Annotated in this window: 16 protein-coding genes; 10 read left to right on the top strand and 6 right to left on the bottom strand. The window is 40.4% G+C overall.

The window, feature by feature from the left end:
- Positions 1–87 precede the first annotated feature (87 nt).
- Entirely contained in the window at positions 88–1,557 is a 1,470-nt protein-coding gene (locus JFU50_RS07275) for a PH domain-containing protein (protein ID WP_201183084.1), read from the bottom strand.
- A gap of 2 nt (positions 1,558–1,559) precedes the next feature.
- Complete coding sequence (locus JFU50_RS07270; RefSeq protein WP_201183075.1) at positions 1,560–2,054, bottom strand: PH domain-containing protein; 495 nt, start codon at positions 2,052–2,054, stop codon at positions 1,560–1,562.
- Between the two features lie 343 nt (positions 2,055–2,397).
- Between JFU50_RS07270 and dacB the strand changes: the two genes are divergently transcribed.
- Entirely contained in the window at positions 2,398–3,819 is a 1,422-nt protein-coding gene (dacB, locus tag JFU50_RS07265) for a D-alanyl-D-alanine carboxypeptidase/D-alanyl-D-alanine endopeptidase (RefSeq protein ID WP_201183520.1), read from the top strand.
- On the opposite strand, the gene JFU50_RS07260 is transcribed toward dacB, so the two are convergent.
- Positions 3,816–4,472: an HAD hydrolase-like protein gene (locus JFU50_RS07260; RefSeq protein ID WP_201183518.1), complete on the bottom strand. Its 657-nt coding sequence runs from the start codon at positions 4,470–4,472 to the stop codon at positions 3,816–3,818. The two genes, dacB and JFU50_RS07260, sit on opposite strands and share 4 nt — an antisense overlap.
- A 100-nt stretch (positions 4,473–4,572) precedes the next feature.
- On the opposite strand from JFU50_RS07260, the gene JFU50_RS07255 reads away from it, so the two are divergent.
- Entirely contained in the window at positions 4,573–5,178 is a 606-nt protein-coding gene (locus tag JFU50_RS07255) for a uridine kinase family protein (RefSeq protein WP_201183068.1), read from the top strand.
- A gap of 314 nt (positions 5,179–5,492) precedes the next feature.
- Here JFU50_RS07255 and JFU50_RS07250 read toward each other — a convergent pair whose 3' ends face one another.
- A complete protein-coding gene (locus tag JFU50_RS07250; protein ID WP_242486167.1) occupies positions 5,493–5,753 on the bottom strand; it encodes an isochorismatase family protein in 261 nt (86 codons plus the stop codon).
- Positions 5,754–6,024: 271 nt separating this feature from the next.
- On the opposite strand from JFU50_RS07250, the gene bluB reads away from it, so the two are divergent.
- Positions 6,025–6,666 carry a 5,6-dimethylbenzimidazole synthase gene (gene bluB, locus JFU50_RS07245; RefSeq protein WP_053344332.1) on the top strand — a complete coding sequence of 214 codons (642 nt, stop codon included), beginning with the start codon at positions 6,025–6,027 and terminating at the stop codon, positions 6,664–6,666.
- Positions 6,667–6,836: 170 nt separating this feature from the next.
- Positions 6,837–6,959, top strand: a complete 123-nt coding sequence (locus JFU50_RS31400; protein ID WP_274608129.1) for a hypothetical protein — start codon at positions 6,837–6,839, stop codon at positions 6,957–6,959.
- Between the two features lie 58 nt (positions 6,960–7,017).
- Here the strand turns inward: JFU50_RS31400 and rpoN are convergent, their stop codons facing one another.
- Positions 7,018–8,391, bottom strand: coding sequence for an RNA polymerase factor sigma-54 (gene rpoN / locus JFU50_RS07240; protein WP_201222267.1), 1,374 nt, complete (start codon positions 8,389–8,391; stop codon positions 7,018–7,020).
- Between the two features lie 388 nt (positions 8,392–8,779).
- Here rpoN and JFU50_RS07235 point away from each other — a divergent pair, with 388 nt between their 5' ends.
- The 4 genes from JFU50_RS07235 to JFU50_RS07225 all read left to right on the top strand — a co-directional run bounded on the left by JFU50_RS07235 (position 8,780) and on the right by JFU50_RS07225 (position 13,367).
- The gene (locus JFU50_RS07235) at positions 8,780–10,105 is read left to right on the top strand and encodes an aminotransferase family protein (RefSeq protein ID WP_201183064.1); all 1,326 of its coding nucleotides are present in this window, start codon (positions 8,780–8,782) and stop codon (positions 10,103–10,105) included.
- Between the two features lie 18 nt (positions 10,106–10,123).
- Positions 10,124–11,557, top strand: a complete 1,434-nt coding sequence (locus tag JFU50_RS07230) for an aldehyde dehydrogenase family protein (protein ID WP_056522808.1) — start codon at positions 10,124–10,126, stop codon at positions 11,555–11,557.
- A gap of 2 nt (positions 11,558–11,559) precedes the next feature.
- Complete coding sequence (locus JFU50_RS31395; RefSeq protein ID WP_274608344.1) at positions 11,560–11,691, top strand: hypothetical protein; 132 nt, start codon at positions 11,560–11,562, stop codon at positions 11,689–11,691.
- Between the two features lie 155 nt (positions 11,692–11,846).
- Positions 11,847–13,367 (top strand): aldehyde dehydrogenase family protein, encoded by a 1,521-nt coding sequence (locus JFU50_RS07225; RefSeq protein ID WP_056522546.1) that lies wholly within the window; start codon positions 11,847–11,849, stop codon positions 13,365–13,367.
- Between the two features lie 209 nt (positions 13,368–13,576).
- Here the strand turns inward: JFU50_RS07225 and JFU50_RS07220 are convergent, their stop codons facing one another.
- Positions 13,577–15,616 carry a molybdopterin oxidoreductase family protein gene (locus JFU50_RS07220; protein ID WP_201222265.1) on the bottom strand — a complete coding sequence of 680 codons (2,040 nt, stop codon included), beginning with the start codon at positions 15,614–15,616 and terminating at the stop codon, positions 13,577–13,579.
- 192 nt (positions 15,617–15,808) lie between these two features.
- Here JFU50_RS07220 and putP point away from each other — a divergent pair, with 192 nt between their 5' ends.
- Entirely contained in the window at positions 15,809–17,278 is a 1,470-nt protein-coding gene (gene putP / locus JFU50_RS07215) for a sodium/proline symporter PutP (RefSeq protein WP_201183060.1), read from the top strand.
- 157 nt (positions 17,279–17,435) lie between these two features.
- Positions 17,436–18,710, top strand: coding sequence for an ATP-binding protein (locus JFU50_RS07210; RefSeq protein WP_201183058.1), 1,275 nt, complete (start codon positions 17,436–17,438; stop codon positions 18,708–18,710).
- Positions 18,711–18,748 lie beyond the last annotated feature (38 nt).

Raw genomic sequence — 18,748 nt, 5'->3', positions numbered from 1 at the left:
AGCAGATTACAGATGGAAGAGAGGGGGGAATATAGATGAAATAAAAAAAGAGCTGACTGTCATAGTCAACTCTTCCGTTTTTTAACCTTATTCGACTTGAATATTTTGCGTTCGGCAAGTATACCATGTGTAAAACTCGTCAGCATATTCAACTGATACGTCTTGAAGCTTTGTATGATGCACTGGTTTGGAGCGGTTAACAGTTTCAATTGAGGCAAGCCCGAAGAGTTTTTGTAATTTCGAGCGTTCTACTTCAATTTGAATGACTTTGCTTCTTTTTGTAATAAACAGTGACGTTTCTAAGCTTCCTGATTTGAACTGAATAATCTCGTTATTTAACAAATAACGACTATTTTTGTAATCTAATATTCGCAATGTGTAAATAAGGACGAGTAAAATCACTGATACATACCATATGGCCGGTTTAAAATAATAGATTGCCACGGTCGTAATGATCCAGAAAAAGCTGGGCCGCAACATTCGTACTTTGAACGCTTGTTTCGATAAGCGTTCCATCGAACGTTCCACTTTGTAAGTAGGTAAAATCTCTTCTATCATCGCATACGCACGGTCAACCGATAAAAACGGATAGAGAGTATTTGTTTCTAGTTCTTTATCGCCTGTACTTCCTGCGCTTATCAGTTTTACTTCCGCTAAACCAAGCATTCTTTTAATGAGTGATTGGGTGATCTCGACTGCTTGTACTTTTTCTTTCTGAATCGAAAAAGCAGATTCGTCAAGTACACCTTTCTTAATATACACGCGTTCATGGTCTGATGATATTTCATACTTCCCATATTTAACGAACGTGGAAATAATTCCGAATGCAACGGCTATACAAATAATGCCGATGAGAGCTATGGTTACAATCCACCATGTATCTAATAACGTTGCAAGCAACCCTTCGGCATTTTCCATATTGAAAAAATCATCGAGTGTATTATAAATAGTAGCGACAATCGGAATAAGCGCCAGGAAGCTGAGTGATGTAAAGGAGGCTTTCAGCACATCCTGTTTGGTAGGTGTAAAATGAATCGTCTTTTCAGAAACCGATTCAACAATTTCCAGGATATCCTCTTCAGTACCAGCGACTTCGATAACAGAAAGTTCTTGTATTAACGATAATTCCTGTTCAAGTCGTTGGGCCTCTTTTTGAGAAATAACCTCAAATGGTACAGAACCTTGATCATCAGTCATCCCGGTTTCAAATGTTAATGAAGTTAAGTTGAAAAGTTTGTGGAATAGAGTTGTACGTCGCTGTACGTTTTGTACTTTAAGAAACGGAACTGTTCGAAACGACTTGGAGATAAGCCCTGATGTAATATGAACGGTTCCTTCTTTAATTTGGTATTTATATGTATACCATTGAAGGATAACTGAAATAACTCGCCATACCAAGTAAACTAGAAACCCGATTTGGAGCACCTTCATATATGTCTTTTCAGTACCGAAGTTTAGTACATAAAGCATGATAATAAAAAACAAGTTCCCTTTCATTACTTTCCCTAATTCGAAAGGGATTTTGAACGGGTGTAACCGTTTTGCATGTTCTTCCATTGTTAATCCACTTCCTTAATTTTTGCGAAATGGGCAATTTTATCTCGTAGTTCATACGCTTCTTTCTCTGAAATGGCAGGTATGTCATGGGAAGCACCCATTGTCCCGATACTTATCGAATAAAGATTATATTTCCGCAAAAGTGGACCTTGGTTCAACTTGACTGATTGTACTTTCGTCATCGGAATGAGTTCGTGAGTTTCCTTCCATGCTCCTTGTTTTGTTTGAATGAATTCTTCGCTCACGTCGTAACGCCAATACTTTTGCAAAAGGATTGGTTCAATAAAGATGGACCATATTGCATGAAAAAATAGTAATACGATAAGGCCGGTTATAGTCCATCCAATCCATTCTTTCCAAGCAAAATAATTATCGACATACAATAGAATGCTAAGGACGGCGAGGATTACAAGATTGGTAATGGTTTCAGTCATCCGCCAAACTTTAACGGATTCTTTGGAAATTTTCTTCGTGGGCGGTTGAATCATTGAATACATATGTTCACTCCTTACTGTGTCTTAATACTAATACGAATAAACTTTCAGAAAAGTTCCCTAAATATCATCTAAAGGGATGAAAAAGAGCCCTATTAGGTATGGGGGCCGTTTATTGATAAAAGTCTAGATTTGTTAGCTGAAACACCGCTTGAATAATTGAGGATTTCTTGTGTATGTATTAGGGGAAACTTTCAAGTGAATCTTCACTATTTATCTGACCATAAAATGGACAAGATAGTAGGGATGAGTTTTTTTCAGAGTAGGAGTGGTATGTTTGTCATATAAAAGGAAGTTGAGTTTTATATTCTTCCTGTTTTTGATTTGCTTTTTTAATGGAGAATCGATGCAGGCGTCGAATGAAGAGGGAATTCTAGGTCAGCAAATTCAGCGGATTTTGAATGAGTCTCCAGCATTGGCAGGTGCCTTAGTGGGAATTTCCATTCGTTCAGCAGAAACGGGAGAATTGATTTATGAACGCGGTTCGCAAACGAGACTGCGGCCTGCCTCGAATCTAAAGCTTTTGACTGCTGCGGCAGCACTTGAAACATTAGGTGATGATTATGTTTTTCAAACAGAACTGTACATAAAAGGATTGCAGGTCGACCATGTTTTGCAGGGGGATGTGTATCTGAAAGGAAAAGGAGATCCTACTTTATTAGAAAAGGACTTTGATGAGTTGGCAGCTTCACTGAAGCAAAATCAAATCCAAATCGTCCATGGAAATCTCATTGGGGATGACACCTGGTATGATGATGTTCGTTATTCCAAGGACTTAGTTTGGAGTGATGAGTACGAATACTACGGAGCTGCTGTTTCAGCATTAACCGCTTCCCCGAATGAAGACTATGATACCGGGACAATTCTCGTGGAGGTATCTCCAGGTAAGAAAGCTGGTAAAAAGGCAACAGTGAAGATGAAACCGGAAACGGAGTATGTGGAAATCATAAACAAAACAAAAACCGTAGCAGCGGATGGAAAGAAGAAAATCGATGTCGAAAGGTTTCATGGCAAAAATGTTATAACGGTAACTGGGACCATTCCGGAACATGCTGGGCAGATGAAAGAGTGGTTTTCGGTGACAGATCCTACAGAGTATGCACTAAACCTATTTGAAAAATCAATGAAGAAACAAGGAATCAAAGTGGTCGGTGAAAAGAAGCAAGGTAAAACGCCAGTAGATGCAAGGATGATTGCCACTCATGAATCAATGCCGCTTTCACAACTTCTTATTCCTTTCATGAAGTTGAGCAATAACAGCCATGCCGAGGTTTTGGTAAAAGAAATGGGTAAAGCGGCAAATGGAGATGGAAGCTGGGAAGATGGATTGAAAGTGGCAAAAAACCAGTTGACGTTATTGGGCCTCGATATGCATACGATTAAGATGCGTGATGGATCCGGCATTTCCCAAGTCAATATGATCCCTGCAAATGAAATCACGAGTTTGCTATATGCCGTTCAGGAAAAAACATGGTTTCCTGCATACTTAAATGCATTGCCAGTTGCAGGGGTTGAAGAACGAATGGTTGGCGGAACGCTAAGAAAGAGGATGAAAAAGACTAATGCAACTGGGAACGTTCGCGCAAAAACAGGGACAATTTCAGGGACGAGCTCCTTATCTGGTTATGTGACGACCAAAAGAGGGGAAAAAATCATCTTTTCCATTCTCTTGAATAACTTTGTAGAAGAAAAAGGCATCACGGCCATACAGGATAAGATAGCCGTGATGCTGGCAGATCAGGAAAACTTGTTAGAAAGTGGTCTTTAGTATCCCTTAGAAATGTAAGTTTGTAGTTCTAGAAAATCAGCGATGAGTATATCTGCATCTTTCAATTCATTTTCAGCGGCAAATCCGAATTGACAGCCTACAGCCACTAAGCCATTTTCCTTTGCTGCTTCGATGTCGGATTTTCGGTCACCAATCAGGATGGCTTTCTCGATTTGATAGTCTTTCAATAGCATTCGCACTAAGTCGGTCTTCGAGCCTTTCGAAGACCTTTCCACACTGTATATGTCCGTAACATATTCATTTAGCCCAAAATATGAACAGATTTCTTCCAAGTATTTTTCAAGACCGTTGCTAGCAATGAAAATGGAAATTCCAAGCTGTTTGATCGTTGACAAGGTCTCCAAAACGTGAGGAAAAAGCTGACCTTTTCCTTCTTTGATTTCTTGATTCAAACATTCTAAAAAAAGTTGGTCCGCCTGACGGCGAATATGCTCGGGATGCTTTGGCAATAAGGTTTCCCAAACGACAGTTAATGGGACGCCCATAATCCTTTGGTACGTGGCAAGCGGGGTATCTCCTGTCCAGCTCCCTTCTGATCGAAGGATTTCAAACGTTCGTTCAAGTGAAGGACCTAATATCTTATTTGTTTGAAACAAGGTGCCGTCCATATCGAAAATGGCGGCAAATTGGATTTTATTCAATAGTTGCACCTTCTTCTTAGATTTTTTATCCTCTCAAGGAAGGAATATAAGGGAGGGAGGATAGAAATATGTAGTATAGGAGGAATGTTTTATGAACTTTCCAACACTTCAAGGACCTTATACGATTCAGAGTCTTATAGCTAACATTCATACGTTATCCAAAAAACAATCTCCATATTTAATCGCCATAGATGGTCGCGGAGGATCCGGAAAAAGTACGCTCGCGGCCCGTATTCAATCAGAATGTCCGGGTAGCACGGTTGTTCATATGGATGATTTTTATTTGCCGTCATCACAGAGAATCCAACTGCCTCCCTCCAAAAAGCAAATTGGTGCGGACTATGATTGGCAACGGGTTTTTGGTCAGGTTCTCCAACCGCTTAACTGGAGGGGTGAAGCGAAATATCAACGGTATGATTGGGAAACGGACGCAATGGGCGAATGGCATACTATTCCTGCTGAAGGCCTTGTTATTATTGAAGGAACGTATTCCACTCGTAAGGAACTAGCTGAACTTTATGATTTCACAATCTGGGTAGAATGTCCCCGAAATCAGCGTTTGGAACGGGGACTTGAGCGTGATGGTGAAGAAGCGCGTCCGATGTGGGAGGATAACTGGATGGTGTATGAAGATCTCTATGTTGACACACATAGGCCGCAAGAAAGAGTGAATCTTGTGGTGGACGGAACCAGATGAATTCAGACTCTTTGTCCTGCCTTTCACTAATGCCCCATTGCAATTGGGGCAGATGTAATTTGTTTTTCAGTACGCTCATCGCAAAAGGTATATTCATGGACTCAAGAATATAGGCGAGTGCCTGTGCTGTTCTCCATTGTACATGTTTCACAGGTACTTCTCATCTCCAATCATCATAGACTATGAATAAGGCTCTATGTCTGCATAATTTCAGTGAATTTCATTATGCAGATTTGCCAAGGAAATCTGGTAATCAATTCTGCGCTATAGCACATTCCATCAGGGCCTATCCGCTCAAATGTAGTGGTCGCATCTTATCCTAAGATAGGAATGAATCCGAGGTTACCGGACATCCGGGTGGTGGTCTCTACGCAATGATTGGTCGTTAATCCAGTAATGACAACCTGGGGACAAGCCTCTTCTCTTAAAATCTTCTCAAGATTGGTAGCGATAAACGCACTATTCACATATTTTGTGAGAATCCATTCAGTTGACTTTGATTGACTGAACGCTTTAAACCGGCTTGTTTCATTCTCGGGATAAAAGAGGGAATCCTTTGATTCAGATAAGTACAGTATATAAATTACCTGCCGATTAGACTCCCGCCATGCTTGAATGGACCGGGTAATATTAAATTCTGCCTGAGGATTATTGTGCCTGCCTTAATTAGGATCATCGAATGCCTTTTGGATATCGACAACGATAAGAAGGACATTCTTTTTCAGCTTTATTCCCATCATTCCTTTTCTGTGTCGAAGTTACTTTTAATTGTAATGGTTTACCTGTAACATTTATATTGAATTTTTAGATAAATTTCTGAGAAGCCGGAAACATTGGGGGAGAACTATGTTTACTAATGACGAACAAGCAGCCGTATATAAAGCTATTTATAACCGAAGGGATATCAGGAGTTTTTTACCCGATCCCATTTCAAAGGAAATACTGCAAAGAATTTTGGATGCGGCACACCATGCCCCATCTGTAGGATTTATGCAACCTTGGAGTTTTATTGTTGTTTCATCTCAGGAAATCAAAAACCGCTTGGCCTGGGCAGCCGATAAAGAGAGAAGAGCGCTCGCAATTCATTATGAAGGCGGAAAAGAAAATAAATTTCTTAGTTTGAAAGTTGAAGGGTTAAAAGAAGCACCATATACCATCTGTGTAACCTGTGATCCGACACGGGGAGGTTCCCATGTGTTGGGGAGGAACTCGATTCCAGAAACCGATATTCTATCCACTGCCTGTGCGATTCAGAATATGTGGCTAGCTGCCTGTGCCGAGGGATTAGCAATGGGGTGGGTCAGCTTTTACAAGAAAAATGATATCCGTGATATTTTGGATATACCGCCGCACGTCGAGCCTATCGCACTAATGTCGGTTGGCTATACTGATCAATACCCGGATAAACCTATTCTTGAATTAGCTAACTGGGAAAAGAGACGGTCTAAGGATGATCTTATTTTTGAAGATAAGTGGGGTAAAAAATAAAACTCTTTGTACCTTCATTCATGCTAGTGAGGAGAAAATTTGGTGATGCAGCTTTATACTTTTAATAATAAAAACAGGAAAAACAGTGAACAAATTTGACTCCAATCTTATCCTCTCTCGAATTACAATCCACTACGCATATTGAGTGTAGGCATGTGGAGAGGTTTGGTGTGATAGGGTATCATCGGGCTCGTTCTTCAGTTGCTTTTGATTGTATCGGTCAGGGTAAAGTCAGAGGAGAAGACGATAAATGGGAAGTCGTTCAAACTAGTGATGCCGTTTCCCAATGTTAAAGTTTAACTATAAAGAGAAAAAAACTAGCTGTACTTTTACACAGCTAGTTTTTTTGTTTCAAAATCTCCGGCGTTTAGAAGATCCAGGTATACCGAGGTCTTCACGGTATTTTGCGATGGTCCGACGGGATATTTTGGTCCCTTCATTTTCAAATATTTGACAAATCTTTTGGTCAGAAAAAGGCTTTATTTTATCTTCATCGGCGATCAAGACTTTTATTTTTTCTTTGATGGTAATAGTGGATTCGGTTTCTTGGCTGTTCACTCGGTTTAAGCCTCTAGTAAAGAAGTTCCTTAATTTGAAGAGGCCTTGCGGCGTTTGGATATATTTATTGCTCGTGGCCCTGCTGATTGTTGATTCATGAAGCTGGAGTTTTTCGGATATATCTTTCAGTGTCATAGGTTTTAATCCAGCAATCCCTTTCAAGAAAAAATCCTGTTGTTCCTCTACAATTGTTGCTGTCACTTTGTAAAGGGTCATTTGCCTTTGTTCAAGACCTTTAATCAGTAATTGAGCATCATTTAAGTGATTTTTGACGTAATCTTTAGCTGGATCGCCCGGCTTAGTCGCTAATATATTCGTATAGTAATGATTGATTGATAGTTTAGGTGCGAAACTATCGTTAACCGTAATCAGATAGCCATCCTTTTCTTTTTCTACGAATACGTCCGGAACGATGTAATGAGTCATATCGTTAGAAAAATGACTGACGGGACGGGGATTTAACGTGCGGATAAAATCTGATGCCTCTTGGACTTCCTGAATAGTTACTTTGTAAAGGTTGGCTATTTTCTTGTAGCGCTTTTCAGCTAAATCTGTTAAGTGCTTATCTATAATAGTGTACGCCAATTCATTATAATGCTCATGCTCACGCAGCTGAATGAGTAAACAATCAGTCAAATCTCTGGCACCCACTCCGATAGGGTCAAGGGATTGCAGAACTTGAATCATGTCTTCAATTTCTTCTATAGACACGGAAAAAAGAGAGGCTGCCCAAACTGCATCCACTTCAAGAAATCCATATTCGCTTAAGTTTCCAATTAAAAATGCGAGGATCTTTCTTTCAAGAGGTTTCAAGAATTTCAGCATACTCACTTGTTCTAGTAAATGATTTTCTAGTGTTTCTGTTTTTACTGAATAATTATTGATCGGGTTATAATCACTGTCTCCATTGAATCCTTTACTTATAGCCGAAGATCCTTCTGCCTGAGTGTTTATTTTATTTGTACGTATAGCGGATTCAGAGAGAGAGGCGAGAGGGTCTTTAAATGTTTCGGTTATTTCGAGAACAGGATTTTCGTTAGCCTGTTGGTGTAAAAAATCTATAAGTTCATGTGCAGAATATTGTAGAATATTGATCGATTGCTGTAATTCAGGGGTCAAAGCTAACTTCAAAGTTTGCTTTTGATACAGTTCAAAGCCTACCTGCATTTATATCAACTTCTTTCATTTTAGATTAACCGAGGGCTCAAAAGGGAAATGCAAATGTTATTACCATGATAATAATACAAATTTTTAGAAAATTCAATAATTTATGTCAGGTTATGTAACATCATTAAGAAATTAAATACAAAAAACGACAATATTAGTAAAAAAGTATTAATTTTTGTTGATAAATGGAAATTTAAATATGTTTGATTTGAATATGAATCGATTGATTTATATTCGAATCAATATGCGCTATTTTTGATTTATTTATGAATCATTTTCTCTTTGAATACTATTATATAAAGCTCATATACTTTGGCATGCATCTTGCTATATAAATACGTATAGCAAATGATAAAAAAATCTATTAAGTGAGAAGGGTGTTTTTTAGATGATTAAAGAGAAGACGGGGATTCAGGAATTAATCGATTTGGATAAAAAGCATTTTATTCATCCGACTACAGCAATTGCACAACAGCAGGCGGATGGTCCAAGTTTCATTTTTACAGAAGGTAAAGGAATATATCTTACGGACATCACGGGTAGAACTGTCATTGATGGCATGGCCTCACTTTGGAATGTGAATATTGGGCATGGACAAGAAGAGTTGGCTGAAGTGGCGAAAGAACAGATGGCAAAGTTGGCGTTTACTTCAAGTTTTGCTACCTTCAGCAATGAGCCGGCTATTCGTTTAGCGGCTAAAATTGCTTCTATTGCGCCTGGGGATTTGAATGCAGTTTTCTTCACTTCAGGTGGATCGGAATCAAATGATACGGCAATTAAACTTGCTCGTCACTACTGGATTTTAAAAGGCCAGCCTAATCGTCAAAAGATTATTTCCCGCTCGAAATCTTATCATGGGGTGGCTATGGGAGCGACAAGTGCAACTGGCTTGAAACCATTCCGTGACTTCACGAATTCCATTGCTCCGGATTTTTGTTATGTAGATGGTTCTTCCATTGAAGAGTTGCGTAAGGTCATTGAACAAGAAGGGCCAGAAACGATTGCTGCATTTATCGCGGAACCGATTCAAGGAGCTGGCGGCGTGAATCTACCTCCTGAAGGCTATTTTAAGGAAGTAAGAGAGATTTGTAATGAATACGGCATTTTAATGGTAACAGATGAAGTCATTACAGGCTTCGGAAGAACAGGTACGTATTTTGGAATTGAGCACTTCGGTGTTGTGCCAGACATGATGTGCTTTGCAAAAGGTGTGTCGAGCGGATATGCCCAGTTAGGTGGCGTGGTCCTTAATGATAAGATGCATCAGGATTTTATAGCCCTGTCTAAAGGCACGCTTTTACATGGATACACATACAGTGGGCACCCAATGGCTTGTGCTGTCGCCTTGAAAAATATTGAAATTATTGAACGCGAAAACTTAATAGAAAACTCGAAACAGCGTGGCGTAGAATTGCTTGAGGGCTTTAAAAAGCTACAAAGCAAACACCCGATTATTGGGGATGTTAGAGCACTTGGTCTTATTGGAGGCATTTCTATTGTCAAAGATAAACAAACCGGGGAAGGCTTTGAAACACAGCTAGCACCAAGACTTGTGGCTGAAGCTGCGAAGAATGGTTTAATTTGCCGGTCTGTTACGTTTGATCAAGATACACTCGTGTTTGCACCACCTTTAATCATAACTAAATCAGAAGTCGAAAGAATAATTGAAATCCTGGATGAAACATTTACAGCTGTCGAAAAAGAAATTTTATAAGAGGTGATAAGGATGGTAATGACGGAAACTCTGAAAAAGAAACTATTTATTAATGGAAAATGGCAAGAAGCCCAAAAGTTCACGACACTAAAGTCTCCCTATAGCGGGGAGGTTTTAGCGGAGATTCCGGCTGCTACCCCTGAAGAGGTTGAGTTGGCGATAGACTCAGCTTATCAAGCTAGAAAAGCAATGGCTGCTCTGCCAAGTCATAAACGGGCTGCCATTCTTGAAAAGCTTGCAACTCTTTTGGAAAGCCGTAAAGATGAGGCAGCTGAAATTATTGCTAAAGAGGCAGCGAAGCCGATTAAAACAGCGATAGGAGAAGTCTCTCGGACGATTGCCACATATAAATTTGCAGCAGAAGAAGCAAAGAGGATTCATGGAGAAACATTAACGATGGATGCGACAGCTGACGGGGAAGGTAGAATTGGTTACACCGTACGCGAGCCAATTGGCGTAGTGGGTGCAATTACTCCTTTTAATTTCCCGATGAACCTGGTAGCTCATAAAGTCGGACCAGCCATTGCTGCTGGAAACCCGATTGTCTTGAAACCTGCGAGCCAAACGCCACTATCATCGCTATTGTTAGCTGAGCTATTAGCAGAAACAGATCTTCCTGATGGAGCGTTTAATCTGATTACGGGAAGCGGTTCGGTAATTGGTGATAAATTAGTGACTGATTCACGGGTGAAGAGCATTTCATTCACCGGAAGCCCTGCTGTAGGAATCGGTATCCGTAACAAGGCGGGCTTGAAGAAAGTGAGTCTTGAACTTGGTTCCAATGCAGCGGTTATTGTGGATAAAGGGATTGATATTGATAAGATTATCCCACGCTGTGTAACGGCAGCATTTGCTTTTCAAGGGCAAGTCTGTATTTCCTTACAACGAGCATATGTTCATGAAGAGGTGTATGACGAGTTTGTAGAAAAATTCTCTGAGGCAACGAAGGGACTAATACTCGGCGATTCTTTGGACCCGGCAGTGGATGTCTCAGCGTTAATAAGCGCTGGTGATGTAGAACGCAGTCTGGACTGGATCAGTGAAGCAAAACAGTACGGTGCCGTTGTTGCAGCAGGAGGTAAATCTGAAGGGAATATCCTGCATCCTACTGTCTTACTGGAAGTGGATGCGAAGCTTAAGGTATCCTGTCAGGAAGTCTTTGCTCCTATTGTTTTGATCAATAAGGTGTCGTCGGTTGAAGAAGCAATTGATTTGGTCAATGATTCCGAATTTGGCTTGCAGGCAGGGGTTTATACAGACAATATCAATTTGGCCCTTACTGCAGCTGAAAAACTGGAAGTCGGTGGCGTTATCATAAATGATATCCCAACATATCGCGTCGACAACATGCCATATGGCGGAGTCAAAAAAAGCGGGATGGGCCGTGAAGGGTTAAAGTATGCGATTGAAGAAATGACGGAAATGAAGCTGGTCATTTTTAATCGGAATTAATAATGAAAAAGTATGGAGATGAGCAAATGCTCATCTCTTTATTTTTGAGAAAATATATTTCTTCTACATATATTTTTTATGATTCTTTTAATAGAAATAAAGAGGTTGTGGCGAAAGTAGAGAAGATTGACTGAAGTTATTATGCAAAAATGAATAGATAATTCACGATTGAATTTATATGGGACAGGGAAGAGAAAGAAAATGCGATTTACCTAATATTCCAAACTGGCATGAATCTTGCTTATATCTTGTATATAGGTAGATAACTTAAAACCGAGGAGGAATTAAAATGCAGGAAACTTTACAAAATAACACACAAAAAGAAGGAACGGAAGCACTAGACTTAAAGATGTTTATCAATGGGGAATGGGTGAGTTCGACTTCGGGTGAAAAAAGGGATGTATTGAATCCGGCTACGGGAGAAGTTATTGCTACAGCTGCAGAAGGAACACAGAAGGATGTAGATGCAGCGGTTGAGGCAGCTAAATATGCTTTCTATGAAGGAGGCTGGTGGGGAACTCCGGCAGTGGAGAGAGCCAGACTTTTATTCAAAATTGCCGATAAATTAGAAGAAAAAGCTGAAGAACTAGCTGCTTTGGAAACGTTGGATAATGGAAAACCATTGCGCGAAGCTCGTTTTGATATAGATGATGCAGCAGCCTGTTTTAGATATTATGCAGGGTTAGCTACTAAACCGACAGGACAGACGTATGAGGTGCCTGACGGTCAGCAAGCAATGGTCGTCCGGGAACCAATCGGTGTTTGCGGGCAAATCATTCCTTGGAACTTCCCTTTGTTGATGTCAGCCTGGAAATTGGCTCCGGCGCTAGCTGCAGGAAATTCCGTCGTTTTCAAACCATCAGAAGTAACACCAGTAACGGCTGTTAAACTATTCGAAATCTTGGAAGAGGTCGGAGTACCCAAAGGTGTCGCAAACCTAGTATTAGGGGCAGGACCAGTTGTCGGACAGGCCATTGCTGAACATGAGGAAATCGATAAAGTGGCCTTTACAGGCGGAACAGCAACAGGCCGTAAAATCATGGAAGCATCGTTAGGGAATTTGAAAAAAGTGACTTTGGAGCTTGGTGGGAAATCCCCTAATATCGTATTTGCAGACTCTGACTTTGAGACTGCTGTTGATTACGCTTTATTCGGGATATTCTGTAACCAAGGACAAGTATGTTCAGCGGGCTCTCGATTACTTTTGGAAGAGTCCATTTATGATCAATTTATTGCAAGTCTTACCGCGAAAGCGAAACAAATTAAAGTGGGGTCAGGTTCTGATGAAAAAACTCATATGGGACCAGTCGTTTCTGAAGCCCATATGAACAAAATTTTATCGTATATCGAAATTGGAAAAGAAGAAGGAGCCAAATTAATCGTTGGTGGGAACCGGATTAAAGGAGAGGGCTTGGAAAATGGGTACTTTGTTGAACCAACGATTTTTGTTGATACAACACCTGAAATGCGTATCGTGCAGGAAGAAATTTTTGGACCAGTACTTGTTGTTCAAAAGTTCAAGGACGAGGCAGAAGCTCTTCGACTGGCCAATGACACGAAATATGGTTTAGCTGGAGCGGTGTTTACGAATGATATCGCTAAGGCGTACCGTGTAATCAAAAAAGTACGTGCTGGTATCACGTGGATAAATTCTTATCACCCAACATATAACGAAGCTCCTTGGGGTGGCTTCAAACAAAGCGGAAATGGCCGTGAGCTAGGTACTTTCGGATACGAGGCTTACACAGAAGTGAAGCAAATTAATAACAACTTGGATATTCAACCAACAGGATGGTTTGATGAAGAGTAAAAATAGCTAGATGAAAAGGCTGTTCCTTAAGGAACAGCCTTTTTGTGGAAATGAAATTCTAGAAACGTAAATATAACTCCAGAATCGTAGATAAACTCCAGAAATCGAACATATTTTAAAAAATGCACTCAAAATAAAATGAATAATAGACACTTTTCAGTAATGAGTATAAATCATGATAATCAATCAAATCCGATACGACTATAATTTCACAGTTTTAAAAGATCAACCCGGCCTGAAAAGAAAACGGCGCCATTTCCCATATCTGCCACCCTGTCTGGAGTAAGGGCATTGATATGTTGCTTTGTTTCAGGTGTGTTCTGCCATAAGCCTTGGCTGACAAGAACACCGGCTAACACATTTTCCCCGGGAGCAGCAGTTAGCACACATTCACCGCGCTCGTTCCAGATACGGACCATATCTCCTGTATCTATTCCTAATTTTAGGGCATCTGCCGTATTCATGTGTAGTTTCGGTTCTTTTTCCATAGAGATATGTTTTTCGTTATTGGAAAAAGTTGAATTCAAGAAATTGTGATTAGGTGCTGGTATGAATAAAAATGGCAGGTCACTGTCTTTGACGATTGGCATATACGTTGGTAGCGGTTCGTATCCATGCTTCTTCATCTGTTCAGAATAGAGTTCGATTTTGCCGCTCGGTGTCTGCAGTTTACCCGGGAACAGCGGACTCATCTTGGCTTTGACAAATTGACTTTCTGAAAGGGATTCATAAGTGATTCCTTCTAAATACGGGTTATCTGGAAAATTGAGTGCCTGGCGTATCATATCATCCTCTGAATCTCTAAAAGCTGGTTCTTCAAAGCCCATACCCCGGGCTAACAGTTTGAATAATTCGACATTTGATTTCGACTCTCCATACTTTTCCACTACAGGTTTTTGTATTTGGACGTAATTATGCCAGTATGAATTATAAAAATCCTCCGTTTCATAAGATGAAGCAGCAGGCAGGACGATGTCAGCATACATTGCCGTTTCGGTTAAGAATAAATCATGGACCACAGTAAATAGATTTTCTCTCATCAGACCTTCCTGCACTTTATTCGCATTCGGAGCGACAAGGGCTGGATTGGAACTGTATATAAATAAGGAAAGAATCGGGTTTTCTTTTTCTAAAAGGGCTTGACCGATTTGGTTCATATTAATGATACGTGTTGTTTTATCATTCAAAAGGTCAGGACGTCTTAGGGCGTTTGTATTAAAAGCCAGGTATCCTGAATTCCCCTTTATCGCGCCACCGCCCTTCGAAAGCCATTGACCGGTAAGTGCAGGAAGGCAGGCGATGGTCCGTACGGCCATGCCGCCATTATCATGGTGCTGCAGACCGTTGCCTATTCGAATGAATGAAGGAGTCGTGCTACCGTACATTCGTGCTAACTCATATAGATCATCAATCGGAACACCAGTAATCGCTGAGACGGTGGCAGGGTCATATTGGCGGACATGCTCGCACAATTCAGCTGAGCCCACAGTGTATTCATCTAAGAAAGGTTGGTCGACTAGATTTTCAGCATATAAAATATGCATTAAACCGAGAGCGAGAGCACTATCTGTTCCGGGCAGAATAGGAATGAACCAATCGGCCCACTTTCCAGTTTGGTTTTTATGTACGTCAATGACCACAACTTTTGCCCCGTTTTTTCGGGCCTGCTGGGCAATTGTTACTTGGTGCATATTTGTGCTCACAGCGTTAATGCCCCACAGGATAAAAAGCTTTGTTTGAATCGTTTCTTCCGGGTCGATGCCGAACGAACCACCCATCGTATAGTTATATCCAACAGAACCGGCCGCGTTACAAATGGAACGTTCAAGTCTGCTTGCCCCGAGCTTATGAAAGAACCGACGATCCATTCCTTCTGCACTGAGGTTTCCCATGTTTCCATAAAAGCTGTAAGGAAGGATGCTTTCTGGGCCATGCTGTTCAATTAAGTTTTTCCATGTTGAAGTGATTGTGTCAATGGCTTCCTCCCAGCTGATTGGAACAAAATTCCCTTCTCCTTTTGAGCCGATCCGCTTTAATGGCTGCTGAAGACGTTTGGGGTCATATATGCGAGCTGTCATGTTTCGGACTTTGTTACAAATATTTCCTTTAGTAACAGGATGGTTAGGGTCTCCTTGCACCTTAATGATTTTCCCATCTTTTTTGTGCAAAAGTAAGCCGCATTGATCAGGACAATCAAGAGAGCAAACTGAGGGAAAGACTCCATCTGGTTGATTGATATAGGGTTGCATGGCGTTATTCCTCCTTATTATCTAATCTTATATCTTGCATCGATAATCTATTTATATCTTAATTATTATTGAATGTGAAATAGTAGATAGTTGCAAGAACTTCTTAACATATGATTTTTTTTCTGATAAGCTTACAAGATAAAAATGAACCTTTTTTATCACAAAATGAATAAGTAATAGGAGGATATATTTTTGGATTATGGAGTAATAATATCTATTGGAATATATATGGCAGGTATGCTATTAATTGGTTATTTAGCTTATCGAAGAACTGCCAACTTAACCGATTATATGCTTGGAGGCCGCAACTTGGGCCCGGCTGTAACCGCATTAAGTGCAGGGGCTTCCGATATGAGCGGATGGCTGTTAATGGGTCTTCCTGGTGCGATGTACATAAGCGGCTTAAGTGCCGGGTGGATTGTTGTCGGCCTGTGTGCAGGGTCTTATTTAAATTGGTTATTTGTAGCGCCACGACTTCGGACATATACGGAAGTGGCCGACAATTCGATTACGATACCGGACTTTTTGGGAAATCGGTTTAAAGATAGTTCTCGAATATTAAAAGTGGTATCAGCCTTAGTCATCTTAATCTTTTTCACCTTTTACACCTCTTCAGGTATGGTAGCAGGTGGGGAGCTTTTCCGAACTGCTTTTAATATGGATTACCGCTGGGGCATCTGGCTGACAGCGAGTGTTGTTATTCTTTATACATTATTTGGCGGTTTCCTTGCGGTTAGCTGGACGGATTTTGTACAAGGTACGATCATGTTCATTGCCTTAATTTTAGTCCCTGTTGTCACGATTGTAAATATTGGCGGCTGGGATCCTACTATTAATGAAATAAAATCGATTAATCCGAATTTATTACATGCTTTTGAAGGAACTTCAACTATTGGTATTATATCGTTGCTAGCATGGGGTCTTGGTTATTTTGGTCAGCCTCATATCATCGTACGATTCATGGCGATTTCATCTGTGAAAGAATTGAAAAGCGCACGACGAATCGGTATGGGCTGGATGATTTTCGCTATCGTAGGAGCGATGTTTACGGGCTTGGTCGGAATCGCTTATTTTAATCTGACAAGCGGACCTCTAGGGGAAAAAAATGCCGAGTCTGTCTTCATCATTCTGGCTAAAGAACTATTTCCTTCTTTAATTACAGGCTTCTTATTAGCAGCGATTTTAGCCGCGGTCATGAGTACGATTGCATCTCAACTGTTAGTATCGGCAAGTGCGCTGACTGATGATTTCTATAAGCAGTTTATTCGCCCGAATGCATCGGATAAGGAATTAGTGCTGGTTGGACGATTTGGTGTATTAGCGATATCTGCTATTGCCCTTATTTTAGCTTTCAACCCTAGTGGTACGATTCTTAAATTGGTCGGTTATGCCTGGGCTGGGTTTGGAGCAGCATTTGGACCGGTCATTCTGTTAAGTCTTTACTGGAAACGGATGACGAAATGGGGCGCGCTAGCAGGAATGATTGTGGGTACCGCAACCGTGATCGTGTGGGAAATGATTGATAAATTTGCTGAAGTCTATGAAATCATCCCTGGATTTATTGCTGGTACAATAGCAGTCGTGTTTTTTAGCCTGTTATCAGCCAAACCTTCTAAAGAGATAGAAGAGGATTTCAATCAAGCTGTAAAAAATCTCTCTTGATTATTGACGCTGCTCAATCAAATGGGCGGCGTTTTTTATATGATAAATAACCAAAATATATGGTACAATATCCGTAAAGTCCTTATGTGTAAAACATGAGGACTTTTTTTGAGTGGTTTGGGTATAATAAACCAAAAACAACTACAAAGGATATAAAATGAACCAGTCTCATAAAATTGCAATTAAAGTAGCTATTATATATATAATCATTGGGGTCTTATGGATTATCATTACAGATTCCTTCTCGATGACCCAGGCAAAAGAAGATGTCCAGACATATGCGATGTTTCAGCATTCCAAAGGGTGGATGTTCATTTTCATTACCGGGATTTTTTTATATATTATAATCCGATATTGGACTGGGAAAATGTTGCGCTCCCAACAGGAATTTAATCTTAAGGATGAGCAATATCAGTCGCTGTTCAAGCATAATCCGGATTGTGTCCTTGAATTGAACCTCGAAGGAAATGTCGTTTCAATTAACCCGGAGGCTGAAAAGCTGTTAGGTCACCAAAGTGACAACTTGAAGGGTAAGAATGCCAATCATCTCATCAACTGGAATGAAAGTGAAAAAGTATCTGTTTTCTTTACACAATCCCTTCAAGGAGAGGCTGTTAAATTCGAAACGACCATCCAGAATATGAGTGATGAAAAGCGGATAATTCGTGTAACTTTTTTGCCAATTATTGTTCAAACGGAAATGCTTGGAGTATATGCAATCGTCAGGGATATTACCGAATTGCGGCGAGAAGAGGAATTGATGATCATGTCTGAAAAGTTATCTGTAATCGGACATCTGGCTGCTGCCGTCGCACATGAGATAAGGAATCCGCTAACATCGCTAAAAGGGTTCGTGCAGTTAATGGATATGACGAAAGAAGTCAACCCGATGCATTCTGATATCATGTTAAAGGAAATTGATCGAATTAATATTATTTCGAGTGAGCTGCTGGTTCTCGGGAAAAAACAGGACGTTGCTTTATGTAAAATTGATCTTGGTGACTGTTTACAACAAGTATATACGTTAATGAAAGCAGAGACGAATTTGAATAATATTGAGATGGGGTATCAGGTAAAAAAAGCCGAGCCGGTTTATATTATGGCTGATTCCATCGAACTTAAACAGATGGTCATTAATATTGTCAAGAATAGCATTGAAGCGGTTAGTGATAATGGGAATATAGACATATCCTTGGATGTCATTGATGATCATGCTGTAATCAGTGTGAGTGATAATGGAGTAGGTATGGTGCCTGAACGCTTGAAACGAATCGGTGAACCTTTTTATTCGACGAAGGAAAGGGGCACAGGAATCGGACTTGCAATCTGCCAGAAGATTATTCACCGCCTCGACGGAGAGATGCATTTTGAAAGTGAGAAAAATAAGGGAACCACGGTTACAATTCGGATTCCGTTGGCTACTACGCTTTAACAAATGGTACTATAGAGTATATGAAAAGTTTTTTTATT

Origin of the sequence: Peribacillus sp. TH14 (assembly GCF_016651145.1) — a bacterium.
Classification (GTDB): Bacteria; Bacillota; Bacilli; order Bacillales; family DSM-1321; genus Peribacillus; species Peribacillus butanolivorans.
This window is presented reverse-complemented; position numbering and strand designations above follow the sequence as displayed.